Annotated in this window: 21 protein-coding genes; 16 read left to right on the forward strand and 5 right to left on the reverse strand. The window is 72.1% G+C overall.

The genetic code is table 11. The annotated features are described in order from the left end of the window. On the forward strand, positions 1-3,047 hold a 3,047-nt coding region (locus tag SLP03_RS06880; RefSeq protein WP_319459676.1), incomplete at its 5' end, for a HAMP domain-containing protein. Further along, positions 3,044-3,601, forward strand: coding sequence for a two-component system response regulator (locus tag SLP03_RS06885; protein WP_319459677.1), 558 nt, complete (start codon positions 3,044-3,046; stop codon positions 3,599-3,601). The genes SLP03_RS06880 and SLP03_RS06885, both read left to right, overlap by 4 nt. A 4-nt stretch (positions 3,602-3,605) precedes the next feature. On the opposite strand, the gene SLP03_RS06890 is transcribed toward SLP03_RS06885, so the two are convergent. Beyond that, positions 3,606-4,115: a GbsR/MarR family transcriptional regulator gene (locus SLP03_RS06890; RefSeq protein WP_319459678.1), complete on the reverse strand. Its 510-nt coding sequence runs from the start codon at positions 4,113-4,115 to the stop codon at positions 3,606-3,608. Positions 4,116-4,208: 93 nt separating this feature from the next. On the opposite strand from SLP03_RS06890, the gene SLP03_RS06895 reads away from it, so the two are divergent. Both SLP03_RS06895 and SLP03_RS06900 read left to right on the forward strand, forming a co-directional pair. Next, positions 4,209-5,111: an ABC transporter ATP-binding protein gene (locus SLP03_RS06895; RefSeq protein ID WP_319459679.1), complete on the forward strand. Its 903-nt coding sequence runs from the start codon at positions 4,209-4,211 to the stop codon at positions 5,109-5,111. Then, positions 5,108-6,700 (forward strand): ABC transporter permease, encoded by a 1,593-nt coding sequence (locus SLP03_RS06900; protein ID WP_319459680.1) that lies wholly within the window; start codon positions 5,108-5,110, stop codon positions 6,698-6,700. Before SLP03_RS06895 ends, SLP03_RS06900 begins: the two co-directional genes overlap by 4 nt. A gap of 33 nt (positions 6,701-6,733) precedes the next feature. On the opposite strand, the gene SLP03_RS06905 is transcribed toward SLP03_RS06900, so the two are convergent. After that, a complete protein-coding gene (locus SLP03_RS06905; protein ID WP_319459681.1) occupies positions 6,734-7,066 on the reverse strand; it encodes an STAS domain-containing protein in 333 nt (110 codons plus the stop codon). Between the two features lie 180 nt (positions 7,067-7,246). Here SLP03_RS06905 and hemL point away from each other — a divergent pair, with 180 nt between their 5' ends. From hemL to ccsB, 6 genes are read left to right on the forward strand one after another with little or no spacing between them, the layout of a single operon-like run. Next, entirely contained in the window at positions 7,247-8,584 is a 1,338-nt protein-coding gene (hemL, locus tag SLP03_RS06910) for a glutamate-1-semialdehyde 2,1-aminomutase (protein WP_319459682.1), read from the forward strand. 5 nt (positions 8,585-8,589) lie between these two features. Next, complete coding sequence (locus tag SLP03_RS06915) at positions 8,590-9,237, forward strand: histidine phosphatase family protein (protein ID WP_319459683.1); 648 nt, start codon at positions 8,590-8,592, stop codon at positions 9,235-9,237. Further along, positions 9,237-9,809, forward strand: coding sequence for a TlpA disulfide reductase family protein (locus SLP03_RS06920; protein WP_319459684.1), 573 nt, complete (start codon positions 9,237-9,239; stop codon positions 9,807-9,809). The genes SLP03_RS06915 and SLP03_RS06920 overlap by 1 nt, the downstream gene beginning before the upstream one ends. After that, positions 9,809-10,660 (forward strand): cytochrome c biogenesis CcdA family protein, encoded by an 852-nt coding sequence (locus SLP03_RS06925; RefSeq protein WP_319459685.1) that lies wholly within the window; start codon positions 9,809-9,811, stop codon positions 10,658-10,660. The genes SLP03_RS06920 and SLP03_RS06925 overlap by 1 nt, the downstream gene beginning before the upstream one ends. Beyond that, positions 10,660-12,267, forward strand: a complete 1,608-nt coding sequence (locus tag SLP03_RS06930; protein WP_319459686.1) for a cytochrome c biogenesis protein ResB — start codon at positions 10,660-10,662, stop codon at positions 12,265-12,267. The genes SLP03_RS06925 and SLP03_RS06930 overlap by 1 nt, the downstream gene beginning before the upstream one ends. Further along, positions 12,267-13,247, forward strand: coding sequence for a c-type cytochrome biogenesis protein CcsB (gene ccsB, locus SLP03_RS06935; protein ID WP_319459687.1), 981 nt, complete (start codon positions 12,267-12,269; stop codon positions 13,245-13,247). The genes SLP03_RS06930 and ccsB overlap by 1 nt, the downstream gene beginning before the upstream one ends. Positions 13,248-13,842: 595 nt before the next feature. On the opposite strand, the gene SLP03_RS06940 is transcribed toward ccsB, so the two are convergent. Next, entirely contained in the window at positions 13,843-14,715 is an 873-nt protein-coding gene (locus SLP03_RS06940) for an alpha/beta hydrolase (protein ID WP_319459688.1), read from the reverse strand. Between the two features lie 131 nt (positions 14,716-14,846). Between SLP03_RS06940 and SLP03_RS06945 the strand changes: the two genes are divergently transcribed. Together SLP03_RS06945 and mqnP are read left to right on the forward strand one after the other, a co-directional pair. Then, positions 14,847-16,307 carry a menaquinone biosynthesis decarboxylase gene (locus SLP03_RS06945; RefSeq protein ID WP_319459689.1) on the forward strand — a complete coding sequence of 487 codons (1,461 nt, stop codon included), beginning with the start codon at positions 14,847-14,849 and terminating at the stop codon, positions 16,305-16,307. Further along, entirely contained in the window at positions 16,307-17,218 is a 912-nt protein-coding gene (gene mqnP / locus SLP03_RS06950; RefSeq protein WP_319459690.1) for a menaquinone biosynthesis prenyltransferase MqnP, read from the forward strand. Before SLP03_RS06945 ends, mqnP begins: the two co-directional genes overlap by 1 nt. A 9-nt stretch (positions 17,219-17,227) precedes the next feature. Here the strand turns inward: mqnP and SLP03_RS06955 are convergent, their stop codons facing one another. After that, on the reverse strand, positions 17,228-18,193 hold the full coding sequence (locus SLP03_RS06955) for a terpene synthase family protein (RefSeq protein WP_319459691.1): 966 nt from the start codon (positions 18,191-18,193) through the stop codon (positions 17,228-17,230). Between the two features lie 166 nt (positions 18,194-18,359). Here SLP03_RS06955 and SLP03_RS06960 point away from each other — a divergent pair, with 166 nt between their 5' ends. Further along, a complete protein-coding gene (locus SLP03_RS06960; RefSeq protein WP_319459692.1) occupies positions 18,360-19,004 on the forward strand; it encodes a UbiX family flavin prenyltransferase in 645 nt (214 codons plus the stop codon). 26 nt (positions 19,005-19,030) lie between these two features. Here SLP03_RS06960 and SLP03_RS06965 read toward each other — a convergent pair whose 3' ends face one another. Further along, positions 19,031-19,297, reverse strand: coding sequence for a BldC family transcriptional regulator (locus SLP03_RS06965; RefSeq protein ID WP_130330775.1), 267 nt, complete (start codon positions 19,295-19,297; stop codon positions 19,031-19,033). A 269-nt stretch (positions 19,298-19,566) separates the two neighbouring features. Between SLP03_RS06965 and SLP03_RS06970 the strand changes: the two genes are divergently transcribed. The 3 genes from SLP03_RS06970 to SLP03_RS06980 all read left to right on the forward strand — a co-directional run bounded on the left by SLP03_RS06970 (position 19,567) and on the right by SLP03_RS06980 (position 22,174). Then, entirely contained in the window at positions 19,567-20,028 is a 462-nt protein-coding gene (locus tag SLP03_RS06970; RefSeq protein WP_319459693.1) for an Lrp/AsnC family transcriptional regulator, read from the forward strand. Positions 20,029-20,208: 180 nt separating this feature from the next. Beyond that, positions 20,209-21,060 (forward strand): SDR family oxidoreductase, encoded by an 852-nt coding sequence (locus SLP03_RS06975; protein WP_319459694.1) that lies wholly within the window; start codon positions 20,209-20,211, stop codon positions 21,058-21,060. A 22-nt stretch (positions 21,061-21,082) separates the two neighbouring features. Then, positions 21,083-22,174: a PLP-dependent cysteine synthase family protein gene (locus SLP03_RS06980; RefSeq protein WP_319459695.1), complete on the forward strand. Its 1,092-nt coding sequence runs from the start codon at positions 21,083-21,085 to the stop codon at positions 22,172-22,174. Positions 22,175-22,179: the final 5 nt, after the last annotated feature.

A 22,179-nucleotide genomic window follows, 5' to 3' on the forward strand; every position in this document is an offset into this window, starting at 1 on the left:
AGGTGACCCGGGTGGCCCGCGAGGTGGGCACCGAGGGGAAGCTGGGTGGTCAGGCTCAGGTGCGGGGCGTCTCCGGCACCTGGCGGGACCTGACGGAGAACGTCAACCAGCTCGCCGGCAACCTGACCAGCCAGGTCCGCAACATCTCGCAGGTCTCCACGGCCGTCGCGAAGGGTGATCTGTCGCAGAAGATCACGGTGGACGCGCGGGGCGAGATCCTGGAGCTGAAGTCGACGGTCAACACGATGGTGGACCAGCTTTCGTCGTTCGCGGACGAGGTGACCCGGGTGGCCCGCGAGGTGGGCACCGAGGGCAAGCTCGGCGGCCAGGCCCAGGTACGCGGCGTCGCCGGCACCTGGCGCGACCTGACCGACAACGTCAACTCGATGGCGTCCAACCTGACCGCCCAGGTGCGCAACATCGCCCAGGTCTCCACCGCGGTGGCGAAGGGCGACCTGTCGCAGAAGATCACCGTCGACGCGCAGGGCGAGATCCTGGAGCTGAAGTCGACGGTGAACACGATGGTGGACCAGCTGTCGTCGTTCGCGGACGAGGTGACCCGGGTGGCCCGTGAGGTGGGCACCGAGGGCAAGCTCGGTGGCCAGGCGGAGGTCCGGGGCGTTTCGGGTACGTGGCGGGACCTGACGGACAACGTGAACTCGATGGCGTCGAACCTGACCGCCCAGGTGCGGAACATCGCCTCGGTCACGACCGCCGTGGCCAAGGGCGACCTCGGCCAGAAGATCACCGTGGACGCCCAGGGCGAGATCCTGGAGCTGAAGAGCACCGTCAACACCATGGTCGACCAGCTCTCGTCGTTCGCTGACGAGGTGACCCGGGTGGCCCGTGAGGTCGGCATCGAGGGCAAGCTGGGCGGTCAGGCGCAGGTGAAGGGCGTCTCCGGCACCTGGCGGGACCTGACCGAGAACGTCAACCAGCTCGCCTCGACCCTCACCACCCAGCTCCGGGCGATCGCCCAGGTCTCCACCTCGGTGACCCGGGGCGACCTGACCCAGCGGATCGCGGTCAAGGCGCAGGGCGAGGTCGCCGAGCTGAAGGACAACATCAACCAGATGATCGTCACCCTGCGGGAGACGACCAAGAAGAACGCCGAGCAGGGCTGGCTGGACTCCAATCTGGCCCGGATCAGTGGTCTGCTCCAGGGCCAGCGCGACCTCGGCGAGGTCTGCCGCATGATCATGATGGAGGTGACCCCGCTGGTCGACGCGCAGCTCGGCGCGTTCTTCCTGACGGACAGCTCCGACGGCAGCATGCGGCTGCGGCTGACCGCGGCGTACGGCTACGTGGCGCGGGGACACGACGTGACCTTCGGTCCGGGGGAGGGGCTGGTCGGGCAGGCCGCGCTCTCCCGCCGAACCATCCGGGTCAACGCCCAGCCCGACGGTCGGCTCGTCCTCCGCTCGGGGCTGGCCGAGACGCCTCCGGCGGACCTGGTGGTGCTCCCGGTGCTCTTCGAGGGCGAGCTGCTCGGCGTGATCGAGTTCGCCAGCGTGACCCCCTTCTCGGAGCTGCACCTGTCGTTCCTGGAGCGGCTGGTGCTCACCCTCGGTCTGGCGGTGAACACCATCCAGGCCAACCGCCGTACGGAGGAGCTGCTGGCCCAGTCCCAGCGGCTGGCCCACGAGCTGCAGGAGCAGTCGGCCGAGTTGCAGCGGACCAACGCCGAGCTGGAGGACAAGGCCCAGCTGCTCTCCGAGCAGAAGGGGAACATCGAGACGAAGAACCGGGAGATCGAGCTGGCCCGGCTCGGCTTGGAGGATAAGGCGCAGCAGCTCACCCGGGCGTCGGCGTACAAGTCGGAGTTCCTGGCGAACATGAGCCACGAGCTGCGTACGCCGCTGAACTCGCTGTTGCTGCTGTCCCGGTTGCTGGCCGAGAACGCGGAGCAGAACCTCAGCCGGAAGCAGATCGAGTTCGCCCGGACGATCCACAGCGCCGGTTCGGACCTGCTCCGCCTGATCGACGACATCCTCGACCTGTCCAAGATCGAGGCGGGTCGGATGGACGTCGAGCCGACCGAGGTCCGCTTCTCCGAGATCCGCGGGTACGTCGAGCAGGCGTTCGCCCCGCAGGCCGAGGAGAAGGGCCTCGACTTCCAGGTACGGGTCGCGAAGGACCTGCCACCGGCGCTGGTCACCGACGCCCAGCGGTTGCAGCAGATCCTGCGCAACCTGCTTTCCAACGCGGTGAAGTTCACCGACCACGGCGCGGTGACGCTGCGGATCGCCCCGGCCGCGGAGAACGTGGTCTTCGACGTCCCGGCGCTGACGAACGCTCGGCAGGTCATCGCGTTCTCGGTGATCGACACGGGCATCGGGGTCTCGGACGACAAGCTGTCGCTGATCTTCGAGGCGTTCCAGCAGGCCGACGGCACCACCAGCCGCCGGTACGGCGGCACCGGGCTGGGCCTGTCGATCAGCCGGGACCTGGCCCGGCTGCTGGGCGGCACGATCACCGTCTCGTCGACGCCCGGGCAGGGCTCGACGTTCACCCTCTTCGTACCGGACGTGCTGGCGCCGGACGCGGTGGTGGCGCCGCAGCCGCCGTCGCCGAGCCGCGCGGGCCTGCCGTCGTCGCTGCTCATGCCGATGGAGTTGCCGCAGCCGCCGGAGACCCCGGCGACCCGGCGGCTGGAGGGGGTGACGGTGCTGATCGTCGACGACGACGTCCGCAACGTCTTCGCCCTGACCTCCGCGTTGGAACTGCACGGGATGACCGTGTTGTACTCGGACAACGGGGCGGACGGGGTCCGCCTGCTGGCCGAGCATCCGGAGGTGGACATCGTGTTGATGGACGCGATGATGCCGGACCAGGACGGGTATGAGACCACCCGGCAGATCCGGCGCAACCACCGCTTCGCCGACTTGCCGATCGTCTTCCTGACCGCGAAGGCGATGCCGGGGGACCGGGAGTCGGCGCTCGCGGCCGGTGGCAGCGACTACATCACCAAGCCGGTAGACCTGGACGAGCTGATCGAGCTCATGGCGTCCTGGATCAGCGGCAGCCTAGGCGAGGAGAATTCGTGACACAGACGGCCAAGGCGCTGTTGGTGGACGACCGGCGGGAGAACCTGATGGCCCTGGAGGCGATCCTCCAGGGGCTCCCGGTGCAGTCGGTCGCCGTGGAGAGCGGCGAGGCGGCGCTGAAGCAGCTCCTGGTGGACGACTTCGCGGTGATCCTGCTCGACGCGCAGATGCCGGACATGGACGGCTTCGAGACGGCCAGCCACATCAAGCGGCGGGAGCGTACCCGGCACGTGCCGATCATCTTCCTCACCGCGGCGGACAAGGACGCCCAGCTCGCCCTGCGCGGCTACGCGGTCGGCGCGGTGGACTACCTGACCAAGCCGTTCGACCCATGGGTGCTGCGGGCGAAGGTGTCGGTCTTCGTGGAGCTGTGGGTGAAGACCCGGCAGCTCGCCGCCCAGTCGGACGTGGTGCGGGAGCGGGACGCCCAGTGGCGGGTGCTCACCGACGCGGTGGACGAGGCCATCAGCCTGCTGCGCGCGGACGACGGCCCGGAGGCGCGGGACCGCGCGGTGGACCTCCTCGAGCAGGCCCGCTGGGGCAGCACCTCCTGACGCCTCAGGCGTCGGCCCGGCCGCCGTGGCCCGTCGCGGCGCGCCGGGCCCGCCAGCGTTCGCCGAGGGAATCGATCTCCTCCTGTACGAAGAGGAAGAAGTCCCGCATCTCGCTGACCCGCTCGCCGCCCGGGGTTGCCCGCCCGGCCAGTGCGTCCACCCCGCCGGTGGCGATGTCGATGAAGTTCTTGTAGAGCCCGGTCTTGGTGACCGTCGCCTCGTACCAGGGGTTGTCCGGCATCCGGTATCGGTCTCGCCGGGAGCCCTTGACTGGCTCGCGGACCAGCATGGCGAACTGGGTGAGGTAGCGGACCGCCCCGGAGACGGCCCCCGCGCTCACCCCCAGCCGCTCGCCGATCTCGGCGGCGGTGAGCGGTCCGTCGGCGCTCATCACGGTGAAGAGCACCCGGGCTGCCATCCGGGGGAACCCGACGTCCGCGAAGGCCATCGCCATCCGTTCGACGAAGAGGTGGATCTCCTCGTCGTTCCGGGCGGTGTGGCGGTCGTCAGGCATCGGCGGTTGCTCCTCGTTGCGCGTCGTGGACCCGATCGTGCCTCAGATCTCACAGTCTTCACAAGTCTGTGAAACAAGCGTAGCTTCCAAAACATGGAAACACCGATTGAGGTGTGCGGCCTGGTGAAGACCTTCGGCCGGACCCGGGCGCTCGACGGACTCGACCTCTCCGTCCGTGCCGGCGAGGTGCACGGCTTCCTGGGCCCCAACGGCTCCGGCAAGTCGACCACCATGCGGGTGCTGCTGGGTCTGCTCCGGGCGGACGCGGGGGCCGTCCGACTGCTCGGCGGTGACCCCTGGCGGGACGCCGTCGCCCTGCACCGGCGGCTTGCCTACGTCCCCGGTGACGTCACCCTCTGGCCCCACCTCTCCGGCGGCGAGGTGATCGACCTGCTCGGTCGGATGCGCGGCGGGCTGGACCCAAAACGTCGGGCCGAGCTGCTGGAGTCCTTCGAGCTGGACCCGCGCAAGAAGGGCCGGGCCTACTCCAAGGGCAACCGGCAGAAGGTCGGCCTGGTCGCCGCCCTCGCCTCCGACGTCGAGCTGCTCATCCTCGACGAGCCCACCTCCGGGCTGGACCCGCTGATGGAGGAGGTCTTCCAGCACTGGGTGCACCGGGCGATGCAGGACGGCCGAACCGTGCTGCTCTCCAGCCACATCCTCGCCGAGGTGGAGGCCCTCTGCGACCGGGTGACGATCATCCGCAACGGCCGGAACGTGGAGACGGGCACCCTCGGCGAGCTGCGCCACCTGCACCGCACCTCGATCGACGCCGAACTGGCCGGCCCGCTGGACGGCCTCGCCACCCTGCCCGGCGTGCACGATCTGCGGGTCGAGGGCAACCGGGTGCGCTTCGACGTGGACACCGTCGCGCTGGACGCCGCGCTGCGCCGGCTCACCGAGATCGGCGTACGCAGCCTGGTCAGCCAGCCGCCCACGCTGGAGGAGCTGTTCCTGCGGCACTACGAGTCCACCGGGACCGAGGCGACCCGATGAGCACGCTCACCGGCACCCGCCACCTGGTCCGGCTGATCCTGCGGCGGGACCGGGTCCTGCTGCCGCTCTGGGTGCTGATCCTCGCCGTCCTGCCGATGTCGTACGCGGCCAGCTTCTTCGCGCTCTTCCCGACCGCCGCCGAGCGGGCCGCGTACGCCGCCGGCACCGCCCGCAACCCGTCGATCGTCGCGCTGCTCGGCCCGGTGTACGGCGAGAGCGTCGGGGCGCTGACCGCCCAGCGCGGCGGCTTCCTGCTGGTGATCATCGCGCTGGCCAGCCTGCTCACCGTCATCCGGCACACCCGGACCGAGGAGGAGGCCGGCCGCCGGGAACTGCTCGGCGGGACCGTGCTCGGCCGGTACGCCGGGCTGACCGCCGCGCTGCTGGTGACGTACGCGGCCGACCTGCTGCTCGGCCTGCTCACCGCCGCCGGGCTGGTCGCCACCGGCCTGCCGGCCGCCGGCTCGCTGGCGTACGGGCTCGCCGGCGCGCTGGTCGGCGTCGTCTTCGCCACCGTCGGCGGGCTCGCCGCCCAGCTCACCGAGACGGCGGGCGGGGCGCGGGGGATCGCGATCGCCGTCCTCGGGGTGGCCTTCGCGCTCCGCATCGCCGGTGACGCGGCGGAGCGGGAGTGGTTGAGCTGGCTCTCCCCGCTGGGCTGGGCCCCGCGCGTCCGCGCGTACGAGGGCGACCGGTGGTGGGTGCTGGCGCTGCCGCTGGTGCTGTCCGCGCTGCTCGCCGCGGTCGCGTACCCGCTGTCGGTGCGCCGCGACCTGGGCGCCGGGCTGATGCCGCCCCGGCTCGGGCCGGCTACCGCCGGGCGGGCCCTGGCCGGGCCGTTCGGCCTGGCCTGGCGCCTGCATCGGGGGCAGATCCTCTGGTGGTCGGTCGGCTTCGGCCTGCTCGGGCTGATTCTCGGCGGAGCGGCGAAGGCCGCCGGCAGCTCGGTCGAGGGCAACCCCCAGCTGGAGCAGATCATGACCAGGATCGGTGGTGCCGCCGGGCTGGCCGAGGCGTACCTCGGGGCGACGTTGAGCCTGGCCGGGCTGGCCGCCGCCGGCTACGGCATCCAGGCCGCGCTGCGGATGCGGTCGGAGGAGACCGACGGGCGCGCCGAGCCGCTGCTGGCCACCGGGGTGTCCCGGGCCCGCTGGCTCCTGTCGCACGCGCTGATCGCCCTGGTCGGACCGGCGGTGGTGCTCGCCGTCACCGGTTTCGCGACCGGCCTCACCTACGGGATCAGCGTCCACGACGTCCCGGGCGAGCTGCCCCGGATGGTCGGGGCCGGGTTGGCGCAGCTGCCGGCGGCCTGGGTGCTGGCCGGCCTCGCGGTGCTGCTCTACGGGCTGCTGCCCCGGTTCGCCCCGGCGGCCTGGGCGGTGCTCGCGGTCTGCGTGCTGCTCGGTCAGCTCGGCGCGGTGCTGGAGCTCAGCCAGTGGCTGCTTGACCTCTCCCCGTTCACCCACACCCCGCAGGTGCTGGGCGACCACTGGCACGCCACCCCGCTCTGGCTGCTGTCCGTCGTCGCCCTGCTGATGGCGGCGGTCGGCCTGACCGCCTTCCGCCGCCGCGACACCCCCGTCACCTGACCAGCGGGGGGGACCCGGGGGTTGGACCCCGGGTCAGGGGGCGGTTTCGTTGCGGATCATCAGGGCGGAGCGGAGGCCGGTGATGTCGAGGACGCGGAGCAGGAAGTCGCCGACGTTGCTCAGCACCAGCAGGCAGTGCGCGTGGCTGGCCTTGCGGCTGAGCACCACGAGGGTGCCGAGCCCCTGCGAGTCGCAGAAGGTCACCCCGCCGAGGTCGAGCACGATGCGCGGCGGGGGGTCGACCAGCACCTCATTGACGACTGCCGACAGCTGGGCGGCCGTGAGCATGTCGATCTCACCGGCCAGGCGAAGAACCACTTCATCGCCGCTCCGGTGTACCGTGATGGACAGTTCGGTACGATCCACCCGGTAAGCCTATCGCGATCTCGACCACCCGGCCCGCCGAGCGGCCCCCGACTGTGCGGTCCGACCGGGCGACGGCCGCCCTCCGCCGCCGATCTCCGTCCCGCGTGGCGGGTGAGCCCGGTAACCCCGGTGCGGGGTGGCTGCCGATTCGCCGGCCGGCGCTGACACAATGGCGGCATCGTGACCGATACCTTTTCCGCCGGATCCGGCCGCTATCCGGCCGACGCGCCGGCCTCCGAGGCCCTGTTCGACCGCGCCAAGGCCATCGTGCCCGGCGGGGTGAACTCCCCCGTGCGCGCGTTCCGTGCCGTCGGCGGCACCCCGCGCTTCATGGTCCGGGGGGAGGGTCCCTGGATGTTCGACGCCGACGGTCGGCGCTACGTCGACCTGGTCTGCTCCTGGGGGCCGCTGATCCTCGGCCACGCGCACCCCGAGGTGGTCGAGGCCGTGCAGGCCGCCGCCGCGTACGGCACCAGCTTCGGCACGCCCACGCCGGGCGAGGTGGAGCTGGCCGCCGAGATCGTCGCGCGTACCCCGGTCGAGCAGGTCCGGCTGGTCAACTCGGGCACCGAGGCGACCATGTCGGCGATCCGGCTGGCCCGCGGCTTCACCGGGCGAGCCAAGATCATCAAGTTCGCCGGCTGCTACCACGGCCACTCCGACGCCCTGCTCGCCGCCGCCGGCTCCGGCGTGGCGACGTTCGGCCTGCCCGACTCGCCCGGGGTGACCGGCGCGGCGGCCGGCGACACCATCGTGCTGCCGTACAACGACGTCAGGGCGGTGGAGGAGGCCTTCGCGGCCGAGGGGCCGCACATCGCGGCGATCATCACCGAGGCGGCCGCCGGCAACATGGGCGTGGTCGCCCCCCGCGACGGCTTCAACCAGCAGTTGGCCCGGATCGCCCACGCGCACGGCGCGCTGCTCATCGTCGACGAGGTGATGACCGGGTTCCGGGTCTCCCGCGCCGGCTGGCACGGCCTCGACGCCTGCGACGCCGACCTGTGGACGTACGGGAAGGTCATGGGCGGTGGCCTGCCCGCCGCGGCCTTCGGCGGGCGCACGGAGATCATGGCGCGGCTCGCCCCGGTCGGCCCGGTCTACCAGGCCGGCACGCTCTCCGGTAACCCCCTCGCGTGCGCCGCCGGCCTGGCCACCCTGCGGCTCGCCGACGACGCGCTCTACCGCCGGCTCGACGAGACGGCCGCCGTCGTGGGCAAGCTCGCCGGCGACGCGCTGGCCGCCGCCGGGGTCCCGCACCGTCTGTCGTACGCGGGCAGCATGTTCTCGATCTTCTTCACCGACGCCGACGTGGTCGACTACGACAGCGCGCGCACCCAGCAGGTGCCCGCCTTCAAGGCGTTCTTCCACGCGATGCTCGCCGCCGGCGTCTACCTGCCGCCGAGCGCGTTCGAGTCGTGGTTCGTGTCGGCGGCGCTGGACGACGCCGCCCTGGAGCAGATCGCCGCCGCCCTGCCGGGCGCGGCGACGGCGGCGGCAGCGGCGGGTCACGGGGGGTAGGGAACGTGAGCAAGACGGTGGTCCACGTGCTGCGGCACGGCGAGGTCTACAACCCGGAGGGCGTCCTCTACGGCCGGCTGCCCGGGTTCCGGCTCTCCGAGCTGGGCGTCCAGATGGCCAAGGCGGCCGCGCAGGGGCTTGCCGAGCGGAACGTGGTGCACGTGGTGGCCAGCCCGCTGGAGCGCGCCCAGCAGACCGCCGAGCCGATCGCGGCGCAGTTCGGCCTCCCGGTCGGGGTGGACGAGCGGCTGATCGAGAGCGCCAACTGGTTCGAGGGCAAGAAGGTCTCCCCGGGCGACGGTTCGTTCCGCGATCCGCGCAACTGGTGGGTGCTGCGCGACCCGGTCACCCCGTCCTGGGGGGAGGCGTACCAGACCATCGCCGAACGGATGTTCGCCGCCCTGCACGCCGCCCGGGTCGCCGCCGAGGGGCGCGAGGCCGTGCTGGTCTCCCACCAGCTCCCGATCTGGACGCTGCGCCGGTACGTCGAGCGCAAGCGGCTCTGGCACGACCCGCGTAAGCGGCAGTGCGGGCTGGCCAGCCTCACCTCGTTCCACTTCGACGGCGGCAAGGTCGTCGGCATCGGCTACTCCGAGCCGGCGGCGCACCTGATCGCGATCTCGCCGACCGCCCGGACGGCCAAGGGAGCCTGATGCGTTCCCGGAGGATCATCGCCGCCCTGCTCGCCGCCGTCGCCGCCGGGACGGCGCTGGTCGGCTGCTCCTCCGGCAGCGAGGAGAGCAAGTGCGCCAGCAAGGCCGGCATCGTCGAGTGCGCCCCGGACCAGCGCTCGACGGCCCCGAAGATCGCCGGTGAGCTGCTCGCCGGCGGCAACTACGACGTCTCGCAGGCCCGCGGCCAGGTCGTGGTGCTCAACTTCTGGGGCTCCTGGTGCGCGCCCTGCCGGGCCGAGGCGGACGACCTTGAGACCACCTACCAGGCCACCAAGGCTTCCGGGGTGACCTTCCTCGGCATCAACGTGCAGGACAGCAAGGACAAGGCGGTCGCGTTCGAGGAGGGTCGGGTCACCTACCCGAGCCTCTTCGACCCGGCCAGCCGGCTCGCGCTGGCCCTGGACATCCCGCCGAACACCATCCCGGCCACCGTGGTCCTGGACCGGGACGGCCGGATCGCCACGGTGATCCGGGCCGCGGTCACCCAGGACGGCCTGCGCCCCATCGTCGAGCGGATCGCCGCCGAGCAAGCAGCCTCCGGATCCCGCTGATGGGCGAGACGTTCCGCGAGGTCGCCCAGTCCGGGCCGCTGCTGCTGGCGATCGGCGCGGCGGCGCTCGCCGGCCTGGTCAGCTTCCTCAGCCCGTGCGTCCTGCCGCTGATGCCGGGCTACCTGTCGTACGTCACCGGTCTGGCCGGCGCCGACCTCGAGGGCCGGGCGCGGACCGCGCCGGCACCGGCTGCCGGGGAGGCTGCCCCGACCGGCGGCGGGGTCGCCGTGGCGACCGGCGGGGTGGCCGTAGCGGCCCGGCCGGCGGCCGCGGTCAAGGGGCGGGTGCTCGCCGGGACGCTGCTCTTCATCGCAGGCTTCACCGCCGTCTTCACCGCCACCGCGATCCTCTTCTCCAGCGTCGGCAAGGTCTTCTTCCAGCACGAGCGCGCGCTGGAGATCGTCATCGGCGGGCTGGTCGTGGTGCTCGGGCTCGGCTACCTCGGCGTGGTGCCGGGGATGCAGCGCGAGTTCCGGATCCACCGCCTGCCGGCCGCCGGGCTGCTCGGCGCCCCGGTCCTCGGTGCGGTCTTCGCGCTGAGCTGGCTGCCCTGCACCGGCCCGACGCTCGGCGCGGTGCTCGGCATGGCCACGGTCGGCGGCAACACCGACCGGGCGGTGGTGCTGGCCGTGGCGTACTGCCTCGGGCTGGGGATACCGTTCGTCGTCTTCGGGCTGGGCTTCCACCGCCTGCTCGGGGTCTTCCGCGCCGTCCGGCGCAACAGCCGCTGGGTGACCCGGATCGGCGGCGCCCTGCTGATCCTGATCGGCCTGGCGCTGGTCACCGGCGGCTGGCAGGACTTCGTGATCTGGCTGCAGACGCACGTCGGCGTGGGCGAGGTGAGCATCTGATGACGACCGTGGACGACCGGCCGGCGACGCCGCCCGCCGAGGCGCCCCGGCGGCGGGTCAACCCGGCGCTGGCCCTGCTGCGCAACTCGTGGCGGCAGCTGACCAGCATGCGTACCGCGCTGATCCTGCTCTTCCTGCTCGCGGTCGCCGCCATCCCCGGCTCGGTGCTGCCGCAGCGCGGGGTCAACCCGGAGAAGGTCAACCAGTACTTCGTCGACCACCCCGACCTGGCCCCGAAGCTCGACCGGATCGGCGCCTTCGAGGTCTTCGGCTCGATCTGGTTCTCCGCGATCTACCTGCTGCTCTTCACCTCGCTCGTCGGCTGCGTCCTGCCACGGATGCGGGACCACCTGCGGGCGCTGCGCTCCCGGCCGCCGGCCGCGCCGAAGCGGCTGGACCGGCTGCCCCAGCACGCGGTGCTGGAAGCCCCGGCCGCCGCCGACCCGGCGGCCATCGCCGCCGTGCTGCGCCGCCGCCGCTGGCGGGTCGAAATCCGCGGCAACGAGGTCTCCGCCGAGAAGGGCTACCTCAAGGAGACCGGCAACCTGCTCTTCCACACCTCGCTGGTCGCCCTGCTGCTCGGGGTCGCGCTCGGCTCCTGGTACGGCTGGCACGGCAACCGGCTGCTGGTGGCCGGCGCGGAGAACGCCTTCTGCAACACCCGGCAGCAGTACAGCGAGGCGTCGCTCGGCCCGCGCGTGGACAGCGGCGACCTGCCCCCGTTCTGCCTCACCCTGGACGACTTCCATGCGACGTACCTCCCGTCCGGGCAGCCGGCCAGCTTCCGGGCCAGGGTGACCGTGGACGAGCCGGACGGGTCGAAACGGAACGGCGACTTCTCGGTCAACTCCCCGCTGCGGCTCGGCACCGCCAACGTCTACCTGCTGGGCCACGGGTACGCCCCGATCCTGAAGTACACCGACAAGTACGGCCGCGCCCAGACCAGCACCGTGCCGTTCCTGACCACCGGCGACATCGGCCTGACCGGCGAGGGCGTGGCCGCCTTCCCGGACGCCAACGTCGACCCGAAGACCGGCAAGCGGGGCGCCGACCAGCAGGTCGCCTTCGACGGGCTCTACCTGCCGACCGCCCCGGACACCGCGCCGTTCGTCACGTCGAAGTTCCCCGAGGAGCGCAACCCCGCGGTGGTGCTGGCCGCGTACCGGGGCAACCTCGGGCTGGACGCCGGCATCCCCGGGTCGGTCTACAAGCTGGACCAGCGGCAGGTCGACAACGGCAAGCTCAAGCAGGTCGGCGAGAAGAAGCTCGGCCTCGGCGAGAAGTGGACCCTGGACGACGGCAGCACGCTGGAGTTCCTCGGCACCAAGCCGTACGTCACCCTCTCCGTCCGGTACGCCCCCGGGCAGACGCTGATGCTCGGCGCCTGCGTGGTGCTGCTCGCCGGCCTGATGGGCTCCCTCTTCGCCCGGCGGCGGCGGGTCTGGTTCCGGGTCACGCCCCCGGACAGTGGATCTCCGACGAGCGGTAGTAGCTTGGTGGAGGCCGGTGGGCTGCCGCGCACCGAGCATCCAGGGTTCGCCGACGAGTTCGCCCAGTTGGTCGCCGCGGTCAGCGCCGACGAGCGGGCGCGAGAAGGAGTCGAGTGATGTCCGCACTCTCCGACCAGCTGATCATGTACGCGACCCTGACCTACCTCGTCGCGATGATCAGCCATGCCGTCGAGTACGCCCTCGGCAACGCCCGGGCGGTGTCGGCGAAGGCGGCCACCCCGGCCCGCGAGCTGGTCGGCGCCGGCGTCGGCGGTGCCGGCGGGACGGTCGAGGAGCCGGTCACCCCGGCCGAGCGCCGGCTCAGCCGCTCGGCAGCCCGGGCCGCCCTGGCCGGGCGGATCGCCACCTGGCTCACCACGCTCGCCGTCGCCCTGCACCTGGGCGCCGTGGTCACCCGGGGCGTCGCCGCCGAGCGGATGCCCTGGGGCAACATGTACGAGTTCGTGCTGACCGTCACCTTCATCGGGGCTGCGGCCTGGCTCGCGGTGCTCTGGAAGCAGCCGTCGCTACGCCGGCTCGGGCTCTTCCTGACCCTGGTCATGGTGCTGCTGCTTGCGTTCGCCCAGTTCAAGCTCTTCGTCCAGGTCTCGCCGCTGATGCCGGCGCTCCAGTCGTACTGGTTCGTCATCCACGTGTCGACGATCGTCTTCGCCTCCGGCATCTTCCTGCTGGGTGTGGTGCCGGCGGCGGCGTACCTGATGCGGGCCGGCTGGGAGCAGGGGCGGCGCAGCTTCCCGTACACCCTGGCCCGCCGGCTGCCCGCGGCGGCCGGGCTGGAGCGGATGACCTTCGCGCTGCACGCCTTCGCGTTCCCGATCTTCACCTTCGCGGTGATCGCCGGGGCGATCTGGGCCGAGGCGGCCTGGGGCCGGGCCTGGGGCTGGGACCCGAAGGAGACCTGGGCGTTCATCTCGTGGGTGGTGTACGCCGGTTACCTGCACGCCCGGGCCACCCCGAGCATCAAGCGGAACGTCGCCACCTGGATCTCGATCCTGGGCTTCCTGACGATGCTGATGAACCTCTTCGGGGTGAACTTCTTCTTCACCGGCCTGCACTCGTACGCGGGCGTCAACTGACCTGCTTGCGCTGACCGCCGGGAGCCGCGTGGCTCCCGGCGGTCGCGTCGTTTCCGGGTCAGCTCACGGTCACCGGGGCGGTGTCGTTCGCCGGATCGTCGTCGACCCCGTGCAGCTCCGGGCCACCGCGTCCCGGATCTCCGCCAGCAGCGGTTCCCCGACTGGTGACCGCCAGCCCGGCGACGTGACGAGCGGCGGCCGAAAACCATTGCCGTACGCACAGTGATCGGTTTCCTGGGGAAATCGGCACCATCGCCGCCTCCTCGATCCGTCGAAACCTCTGACCAGGCCTCTTCGGTTCGACAGCCCTGACCGGGGAGCCCTCCTGGCTCCGCTTTGCTCTGCTGCAGCGGACGCAACAGTTACCGACCGTTCCTGTTGCCTCTGGTGAAGCAGAGCAAAGGGCGCGATCGGATGGTTGGCGGGCTGGGTGAGGGCGACCGTGCGTAACCGGGCGGGGCGTCGGCCCGTCGGGTCAGCCGCCGAACCAGCCGGAGACGTCGAGACGGAAGAAGTTGGCCGAGGCGACCGCCCGCAGGTCGTCCGCTCGACCCGCCCCTCGCCGCGTACGCCTGGCAGCCGGCGGGTTGAGGCGTCAGCCGCGCAGGAAGGGCAGCAGCAGGGCGGTCAGCTCGACCGGCCGCTCCTCGAAGAGCCAGTGGCCGCAGTTCTCGACCACCTCGCCGGTGACCGTGTCGGCGTACCGGCGGACCTGCTCGGCTACCTGTTCGCCGAGGCTGGCCCGGGCGCCGACGGCGAGGACCGGCATCGGCAGCTTCGTCGACCGGTACGCCGCATTGTCCGCCACGTCCTGCCCGAACGCCCGGAACCAGTCGAAGCTGGCCCGCAGATGATCCGGGTCGCGCAGGTGCCGGGCGTACTCCTCGATGTCGTCCGGGCCGATGCTGCCCTTGTTCACCATGATCGAGTCGCTGAAGCGGTCCACCCAGAGCGTCTCCCGGCCCGTGATCAGCTGCTCCGGCAGGCCGTTGGTGAGGTTGAAGAAGCCGAAGTTCCACACCGCCGGGCCGGCGGCCGTCAGGGCCGGGAACGCGTAGATGCTCTCGTCCGGGATGGGCGCCTCGGTGAGCACCAGCCGGGACACCGCGCCGGGATGGGCGGCGGCGTAGGCGTACGCGACCATGGTGCCCAGGTCGTGCCCGACCAGCCGGATGTCGCCGGTCAGGCCGAGCCCGGTGAGCAGCCCGTGCAGGTCGGCGGCGACGCTCTTCTTGTCGTACCCGCCGGCCGGGGCGTCACTTTCGCCGAAGCCGCGCAGGTCCGGCGCCACCACCTCGAACGACCGCCCCAGCTCGGGCAGCAAGTGCCGCCACATGTGCCGGCACTGCGGATAGCCGTGCAGCAGCACCAGCGGGGGACCGCTGCCGCCCCGTACGTAGTTGAGGGTGACCTCGCCGACCCGTGCCCGCTGCTCGGCAAACCCCGTCGGGAGCTGCCCGTTGCCCATCGCCGCCTCCTCCATCGCCGGACGGCTCGACTACCCGGCGGTGGCCCGGCCATGCCGGCCGACGGCGGCATCGGCCGCGTCACACCACCCGGCTTGGGCGACCGGGAGGCCGGTGCGGGAGACTGGCTGACATGGCGGCTCGTGGCTTCCCGTACACCGATCTCAAGGACTTCCTCGCGGCGCTGGAGCGCGCGGGCGAGCTGCGGCGGGTCAGCGTCCCGGTCGACCCCACCCTGGAGATCAGCGAGGTGGTCACCCGGACCGTCCGGGCCGGCGGTCCGGCGCTGCTCTTCGAGCGGCCCACCCGGGGCGAGATGCCGGTCGCGATCAACCTGTTCGGCACCGAGAAGCGGATGGCGATGGCACTCGGCGTCGACTCCCTCGACGAGATCGGCGAGCGGATCGGTGCGCTGATCAAGCCGGAGCTGCCGGTCGGCTGGTCCGGCATCCGCGAGGGCCTCGGCAAGGTCATGCAGCTCAAGTCGGTGCCCCCGCGCAAGGTGAAGACCGCGCCCTGCCAGCAGGTGGTCTACCGGGGAGACGACGTCGACCTGAACCGGCTGCCCGGCCTCCAGGTCTGGCCCGACGACGGCGGGATCTTCCACAACTACGGGCTCACCCACACCAAGCACCCGGAGACCGGCAAGCGCAACCTCGGCCTCTACCGGCTGCAGCAGCACGGCCGGAACACCCTCGGCATGCACTGGCAGATCCACAAGGACTCCACCGCCCACCACGCGGTCGCCGAGCGGCTCGGCCAGCGGCTCCCCGTCGCGGTGGCGATCGGCTGCGATCCGGTGGTCTCGTACGCCGCCTCCGCACCGCTGCCCGGCGACATCGACGAGTACCTGTTCGCCGGGTTCCTGCGCGGCGAGCGGGTCGAGATGGTCGACTGCCTCACCGTGCCGTTGCAGGTGCCGGCGCACGCCCAGATCGTGCTGGAGGGGTACCTGGAGCCCGGCGAGCGGCTGCCCGAGGGGCCGTTCGGCGACCACACCGGCTTCTACACCCCGGTCGAGCCGTTCCCGGTGCTGCACATCGAGGCGATGACCATGCAGCGCGACCCGGTCTACCACTCGATCGTCACCTCCAAGCCGCCGCAGGAGGACCACGGCCTGGGCAAGGCCACCGAGCGGATCTTCCAGCCGCTACTCAAGCTGCTGATCCCGGACATCATCGACTACGACCTGCCCGCCGCCGGCGTCTTCCACAACTGCGCGATCGTGTCGATCCGCAAGCGCTACCCCAAGCACGCGCAGAAGGTGATGAACGCGATCTGGGGCGCCCACCTGATGTCGCTGACCAAGCTGATCGTGATCGTCGACGAGGACTGCGACGTGCACGACTACAACGAGGTCGCCTTCCGCGCCTTCGGCAACGTCGACTACGCCCGCGACCTGCTCCTCACCGAGGGGCCGGTGGACCACCTCGACCACGCGTCGTACCAGCAGTTCTGGGGCGGCAAGGTGGGCGTGGACGCGACCCGCAAGCTGCCCACCGAGGGCTACACCCGGGGCTGGCCCGAGGAGATGACCATGTCGCCGGAGGTCACCGCCCTGGTCGACAAGCGCTGGAAGGAGTACGGGATCTGATGGCCGTTCTGGACGCGCCGGCCGAACGGCCGGGCCGGGTGAAGTCCTTCCTCAAGCTGGTCGCGATCGAGCACTCCGTCTTCGCGCTGCCCTTCGCGTACCTGTCGGCGCTGACCGCGATGCAGGTCGACGGCGGGCGGGTGCGCTGGCTGGACCTGTTGCTGATCACCGTGGCGATGGTCGGCGCGCGGACCTTCGCGATGGCCGCCAACCGGATCCTGGACCGGCGGATCGACGCGCGGAACCCGCGTACCGCCCGGCGGGAGCTGGTCACCGGGGCGGTGAGCGTGCGGACGGCCTGGACCGGCGCGGCCGTCGCATTGGTGGTCTTCCTCGCCGCCGCCGCCCTGCTCAACCCGCTCTGCCTAGTGCTCGCCCCGCTCGCGGTGATCCCGCTGGTCGTCTACCCGTACGGCAAGCGGTTCACCAACTGGCCGCACGCCATCCTCGCCATCGCCCAGGCGGTCGGCCCGGTCGGCGCCTGGCTCGCGGTCACCGGCACCCTCGCCGGCTCCTGGCCGGCCTGTTTGCTCGGCGCGGCCGTCGGCCTCTGGATCGGCGGCTTCGACCTGATCTACGCCTGCCAGGACGCCGACGTCGACCGCGAGATCGGGGTGCACAGCGTGCCGGCGCGCTACGGGCTGCGCTTCGCGCTGCACGCCTCCACCGTCGCGCACGTGGTGACCTTCGCGCTCTTCATCTGGTTCGGGGCGCTGGTCGGCTTCGGCTGGCTGTGGTGGATCGGGCTGGCGTTCACCGCCGTCGCCTTCGGCTACCAGCACCTGGTGGTCAGCCCTACCGACCTCAGCAAGGTCAACCGGGCGTTCTTCACCGCGAACGGCTTCGTCGGCATCGTGCTCTTCGTCTTCGCCCTGCTCGACCTGGTGGTCCGCCTCGACCTGCGACCCTGAGCCGCCGGCTCAGGACTCGGGGGCGACCGGGTAGCGGCCGCTCTCCAGCGTCCAGTCCACCGTGCCGCGCACCGCGTGGGCGACCCCGTCGAGGTGGGCGGTGACCGCCTCGTCCAGCGTCGGACCGAACGACGGCACCGCGGCGCGCAGCACCACGAACCGGGCCATCCCCGCCCGCCAGCGCTCGGCCACCAGCCCCACCGCGGTCGCCACCGACACCCCGTGCTCGGTCGCCATCGCCAGCACCAGGTTGTGGCCACCGGCGTCGGCCCGGTCCTGCTCCAGCGATGCCAGGTCGTTGAACCAGGAGAGCAGGTCGTTGCCGAGCTCGGCGACCCGGCGCAGCGCGGGATGGTGGTAGACCGCGTCGGGCAGCGGCCGGCCGGTCGCGAACTCGATCAGCGGGTACGACACGTACGCCGCCGAGGTGGCCCGGCGCAGCTTCACGTACTCCTCGACCCCGGGGGCCCGGCCGGTGGACTTGGCGACGGCCTCCCGCCAGGCTCCGTCCAGGTGGTGGGCGACCGCGTCGGCGAAGCGCAGCCGCCAGCGGGCCGGCATCCGCCGTCGAGGCTCCCGCCACGCCTGCACGAGCAGCCGCCGCAGCGGACCCGAAAAGCCGGAATGGCGAGCCCGTGGCCCCTCGTACAGCAGGGCGAGCACCCCGTCCCGCAGCGCGCGGATCTGCGGCGGCGTCAGCCGGTCCGGCCGGTCACACGCGTCGTCGACCAGGAAGAACCAGGTGAACAGGGCGGTCAGCACACGCAGGTCCGACTCGGTGGCGTCCGGGTAGAGCCGGCCGGCGTACCGGGCGAAGCCCGCCCGGCCCAGCCGGTCCAGAGCCGCCGCGTCCAGCGGCAGGTCGAGGCGGACGAGCTGGTCGAGCAGCCACCGCTGCGTGCGGTCGGCGTGCGGGGAGATCCGGGGCGCGAGCGGACAGTCGGACCGCAGCGACCAGAGCACCGCCTCCGTCATCCCGATCCCTCCCTGGCGGTGGATCGCCGACGGAAGCATGGCAGGTCGCCCCGACGGCCGTGGCCCGTCGGGACAACGGTGGCGGTCCCGGGACAAGGGGGACGCTCCGGACCGGTACGGCGGGGGTGCCCGCCCGCCCCCGTCCCCGACCAGGCAGGCTTGTCGCATGCGTGAACCATGGGTGGTCGGCGTCTCCGGTGCCTCCGGCACGCCGTACGCGGCGGCCGTCGTCCGGGGCCTGCTAGACGCCGGTGAGGCGGTGGACCTGATCGTCTCCCGGGCCGCCCGGCTGACCATCCTCGACGAGACCGGCCGGCCCTTCCGGGACGGGCACTGGGCCGACGACCTGACCGCCTGGTTGGGCCGCGAGCTGACCGGCGCGGACGTGCGGCACTGGCCGGCGGGCGACCTGGCGGCCGGGCCGAGCAGCGGCTCCTACCGGGTACGCGGCATGGCGGTCGTGCCGGCGAGCACGGCGGCCTGCGCGGGCATCGCGATCGGGCTCTCCAAGGACCTGCTGCAGCGGGCGGCCGAGGTCAACCTGAAGGAGCGGCGGCCGGTGGTGGTGGTGCCGCGGGAGACGCCGGTGACCCGCAGCCACCTGGAGCACCTCATCGCGTTGCACGACGCCGGGGCGGTCGTGCTGCCGGCCAGTCCGGGGTTCTACGGTGCGGGCGCGTCCGCCTCCGCGCAGCAGTTGGTCGACTTCGTGGCCGGCAAGGTGCTGGACGCGCTCGGCGTACCGCACACGCTCTTCCGACGCTGGGCGGGCGAGCTGGCCGCGGCCCAACGGGACGCGGACCGGACCTGACGGCCGGTCCGCGTGCCGATCCGCAGTCAGTACATGCCGGCGTTGGCCGGTCCGGGGCCGGTCGAAGCGGTCGGACCCATGTTGCGTGGCTTGCCCATGTCCTCCGCCTCGTCCAGCATGCCCTCCCCCTCAAGCAGGGCCCGCACCTCGGATTCCCGAAACCGGCGATGCCCGCCTGGAGTCCGGATGCTGCCTATCCGGCCGGCCGCCGCCCATCTCGTCACAGTCTTCGGGTCAACCCGAAACAGCGCGGCGACCTCACCCGGTGTCAGCAGGCGATCTCCAGTGTCCACAGCCCCCTCCTCGCGTCGACGAAGCCCCCGGCTGAACACACTGCCCCCGGCCGGTGCGAGCCCAGAGCCGTCATGAGGGACGTATGGCAATTACAGCACCAGCGACCTGGCCTGTCCGCCAAAACGCGAAAAACGCACGGCTTGAGAAGTTAGTAAATGGTACCGGCAGAGAACTCCCATGACCATCAGTTTGTGAATGGGTACATGTTGTCACGTTCAACTGATGCCGAGCGTCGAGCGTTACGCCCGAACGGATAGGGTCACTCTCCGTGGACGCGATCGACCTGAACCTTGTTGAGCTGCTGCGCGGCAACGCCCGGCTGTCGTACGCCGAGCTGGCCCGCCAGGTGGGCCTCTCCGCCCCGGCGGTGCACGAGCGGGTCGGCAAGCTGGAGTCCAGCGGGGTCATCCGGGCGTACCGGGCCGAGGTGGAGCCGGAGGCGATCGGACTCGGCGTGACCGCGTTGATCGGCATCGTCGAGGACTCCGGCGGGGACACCGACGACGTGCTTGAGGCGTTCCGGCAGCTGCCGGAGATCGAGTCCTGCTATTTCATGGCCGGCGTCGAGTCGTTCCTGCTGAAGGCGCGGGTGGGCACGATCGCCGAGCTGGAGCAGTTGATCGTCCGGCTGAACCGCACCCCGGGCGTGGCGTCCACCCGCACGGGGATCGCCCTGTCGACCAAGTGGGAGAACCGTCCCCGGCCGATCGAGCCTGCCGCCGCCCCCTGACCCGCCCGCACCGGCGGGGTCCGGCCCCGGCCCCGAGGCTGCCCGTGCCCCCGGGTATCAGGTCGGGCCCGCCGCGCCCGCCGTCGGGATCGCGTATCGCCCACCAGGCAACGTCCGCGACGACCGGAGCGCTGGGCAGCGGCTCTGGCGCCGGCGGGAGTCCGGCGATACGGTGCGCCGGTGACGACGCCAGAGCCCGGAGCGGCCGCGGGGACCGGAGCGGCCGTGGTGACTGGGGCGGCCGGCGGTCTGGGCCGGGCGATCGCCGCCGCGCTGCACGCCGACGGTTGGACCGTGCTCCTGACCGACCTGGACGCCGACGCGGCGGCCGCCGCCGCGAAACCGCTCGGTGGCTGGTCCCGGTCGCTCGACGTGCGGGACGAGGTGGCCTGCGCCGCGGTCGCCGCCGAAGCGGCGCAGGCGGTGCCCGCCGGGCTGGGGCTCTGGGTGAACAACGCCGGAATCCTGGTCACCGGGCCGTCCTGGACGCACGACGCGGCGACCCGCCGGCGCGTGACCGAGGTGAACGCGCTCGGAGCGATGACCGGCACCCTCGCCGCGCTGGAGATCATGCGGGCTCAGGGGCACGGGCACGTGCTCAACATCGTCTCCCTCGCCGGGCTGATCGCCGCCCCCGGCGAGACGGTCTACGCCGCCAGCAAGCACGCCCTGCTCGCGTTCAGCCTGGGCACCCTGGCCGACCTGCGGATGGCCGGGCTCCGGGGCGTACACGTGTCGTGTCTATGCCCAGACGGGATCTGGACGCCGATGCTGCACGACCGGCTCGACGACCCCGGCGCGCTGGCGTCCTTCACCGGGTCGATGCTGACGCCGGAGCGGGTGGCCGCGCGGGCCGCGCGGCTGGCCCGCCGGCCGCGGCCGGTGGTCAGCCTGCCGCGCTGGCGCGGCGCCCAGGTACGGCTCCTCGACGCGCTGCCCCGGCTGGCGCTCGCGCTGACGCCGGTGGTCCGGGCCGCCGGCCGGGCCGGACAGCGCCGGCAGCGCCGCCGGGCCGGGCCGGACCCGAGCTGACCTCGCTTGTAACCTTGCCGACGTGACACATCTGGACCGGTGCGACGAGGCAGGCAGGACATGGCTGACCGAGGCGATCGCCACGGTCGAGGCCGACGCCAACCGGTCCGCCGACACCCACCTGCTGCCCTTCCCGCTGCCCCGGGAGTGGGGCGTCGACCTCTACCTGAAGGACGAGTCGGTGCACCCCACCGGCTCGCTGAAGCACCGGCTGGCCCGGTCGCTCTTCCTCTACGGGCTCTGTAACGGCTGGATCGGCCCGGACACCACCATCGTCGAGGCCTCCTCCGGCTCGACCGCCGTCTCCGAGGCGTACTTCGCCCGGATGCTGGGGCTGCCGTTCATCGCGGTCATGCCCGCCTCCACCTCGCCGGAGAAGATCGCCCAGATCGAGTTCCATGGCGGGCGCTGCCACCTGGTCCAGGACCCGGCGAAGGTGGTGATCGAGGCGCGCTGGCTCGCCGAGGACTCCGGCGGCCACTTCATGGACCAGTTCACCTACGCCGAGCGGGCCACCGACTGGCGGGGCAACAACAACATCGCCGAGTCCATCTACGCGCAGCTCGCGTTGGAGCGGCATCCCGTACCGGTCTGGGTGGTGGTGGGCGCCGGTACCGGGGGCACCAGCGCCACCATCGGCCGGTACGCCCGCTACCGGCGGCTGCCCACCAAGCTGTGCGTGGTCGATCCGGAGAACTCCGCCTTCTACCCGGCCTGGCAGGCCGCCGACTGGTCGGTGCGGACCGACCGCGGCTCCCGCATCGAGGGCATCGGGCGGCCGTCCGTCGAGGCGTCCTTCCTGCCCTCGGTGGTGGACCGGATGGTCCAGGTGCCGGACGCCGCGTCGCTGGCCGCCATGCGGGCCGGCTCGACGGTGCTTGGCCGTCTGGTCGGCGGCTCGACCGGCACCAACCTGTGGGGCGCGTTCGGGCTGATCGCCGAGATGCTGGCGGCGGGGCGCACCGGCTCCGTGGTCACCCTCATCTGCGACGCCGGCGACCGCTACGCCGACACGTACTACGCCGACGACTGGGTTGCCCGGCAGGGGCTCGACCTCACCCCGCACCTGGCCACCATCGACCGCTTCCTGGCCACCGGCGCCTGGCCGGCCTGACCCGG

The organism is Micromonospora sp. RTP1Z1, from assembly GCF_033804685.1.
In the GTDB taxonomy this organism is placed as follows: Bacteria; Actinomycetota; Actinomycetes; order Mycobacteriales; family Micromonosporaceae; genus Micromonospora.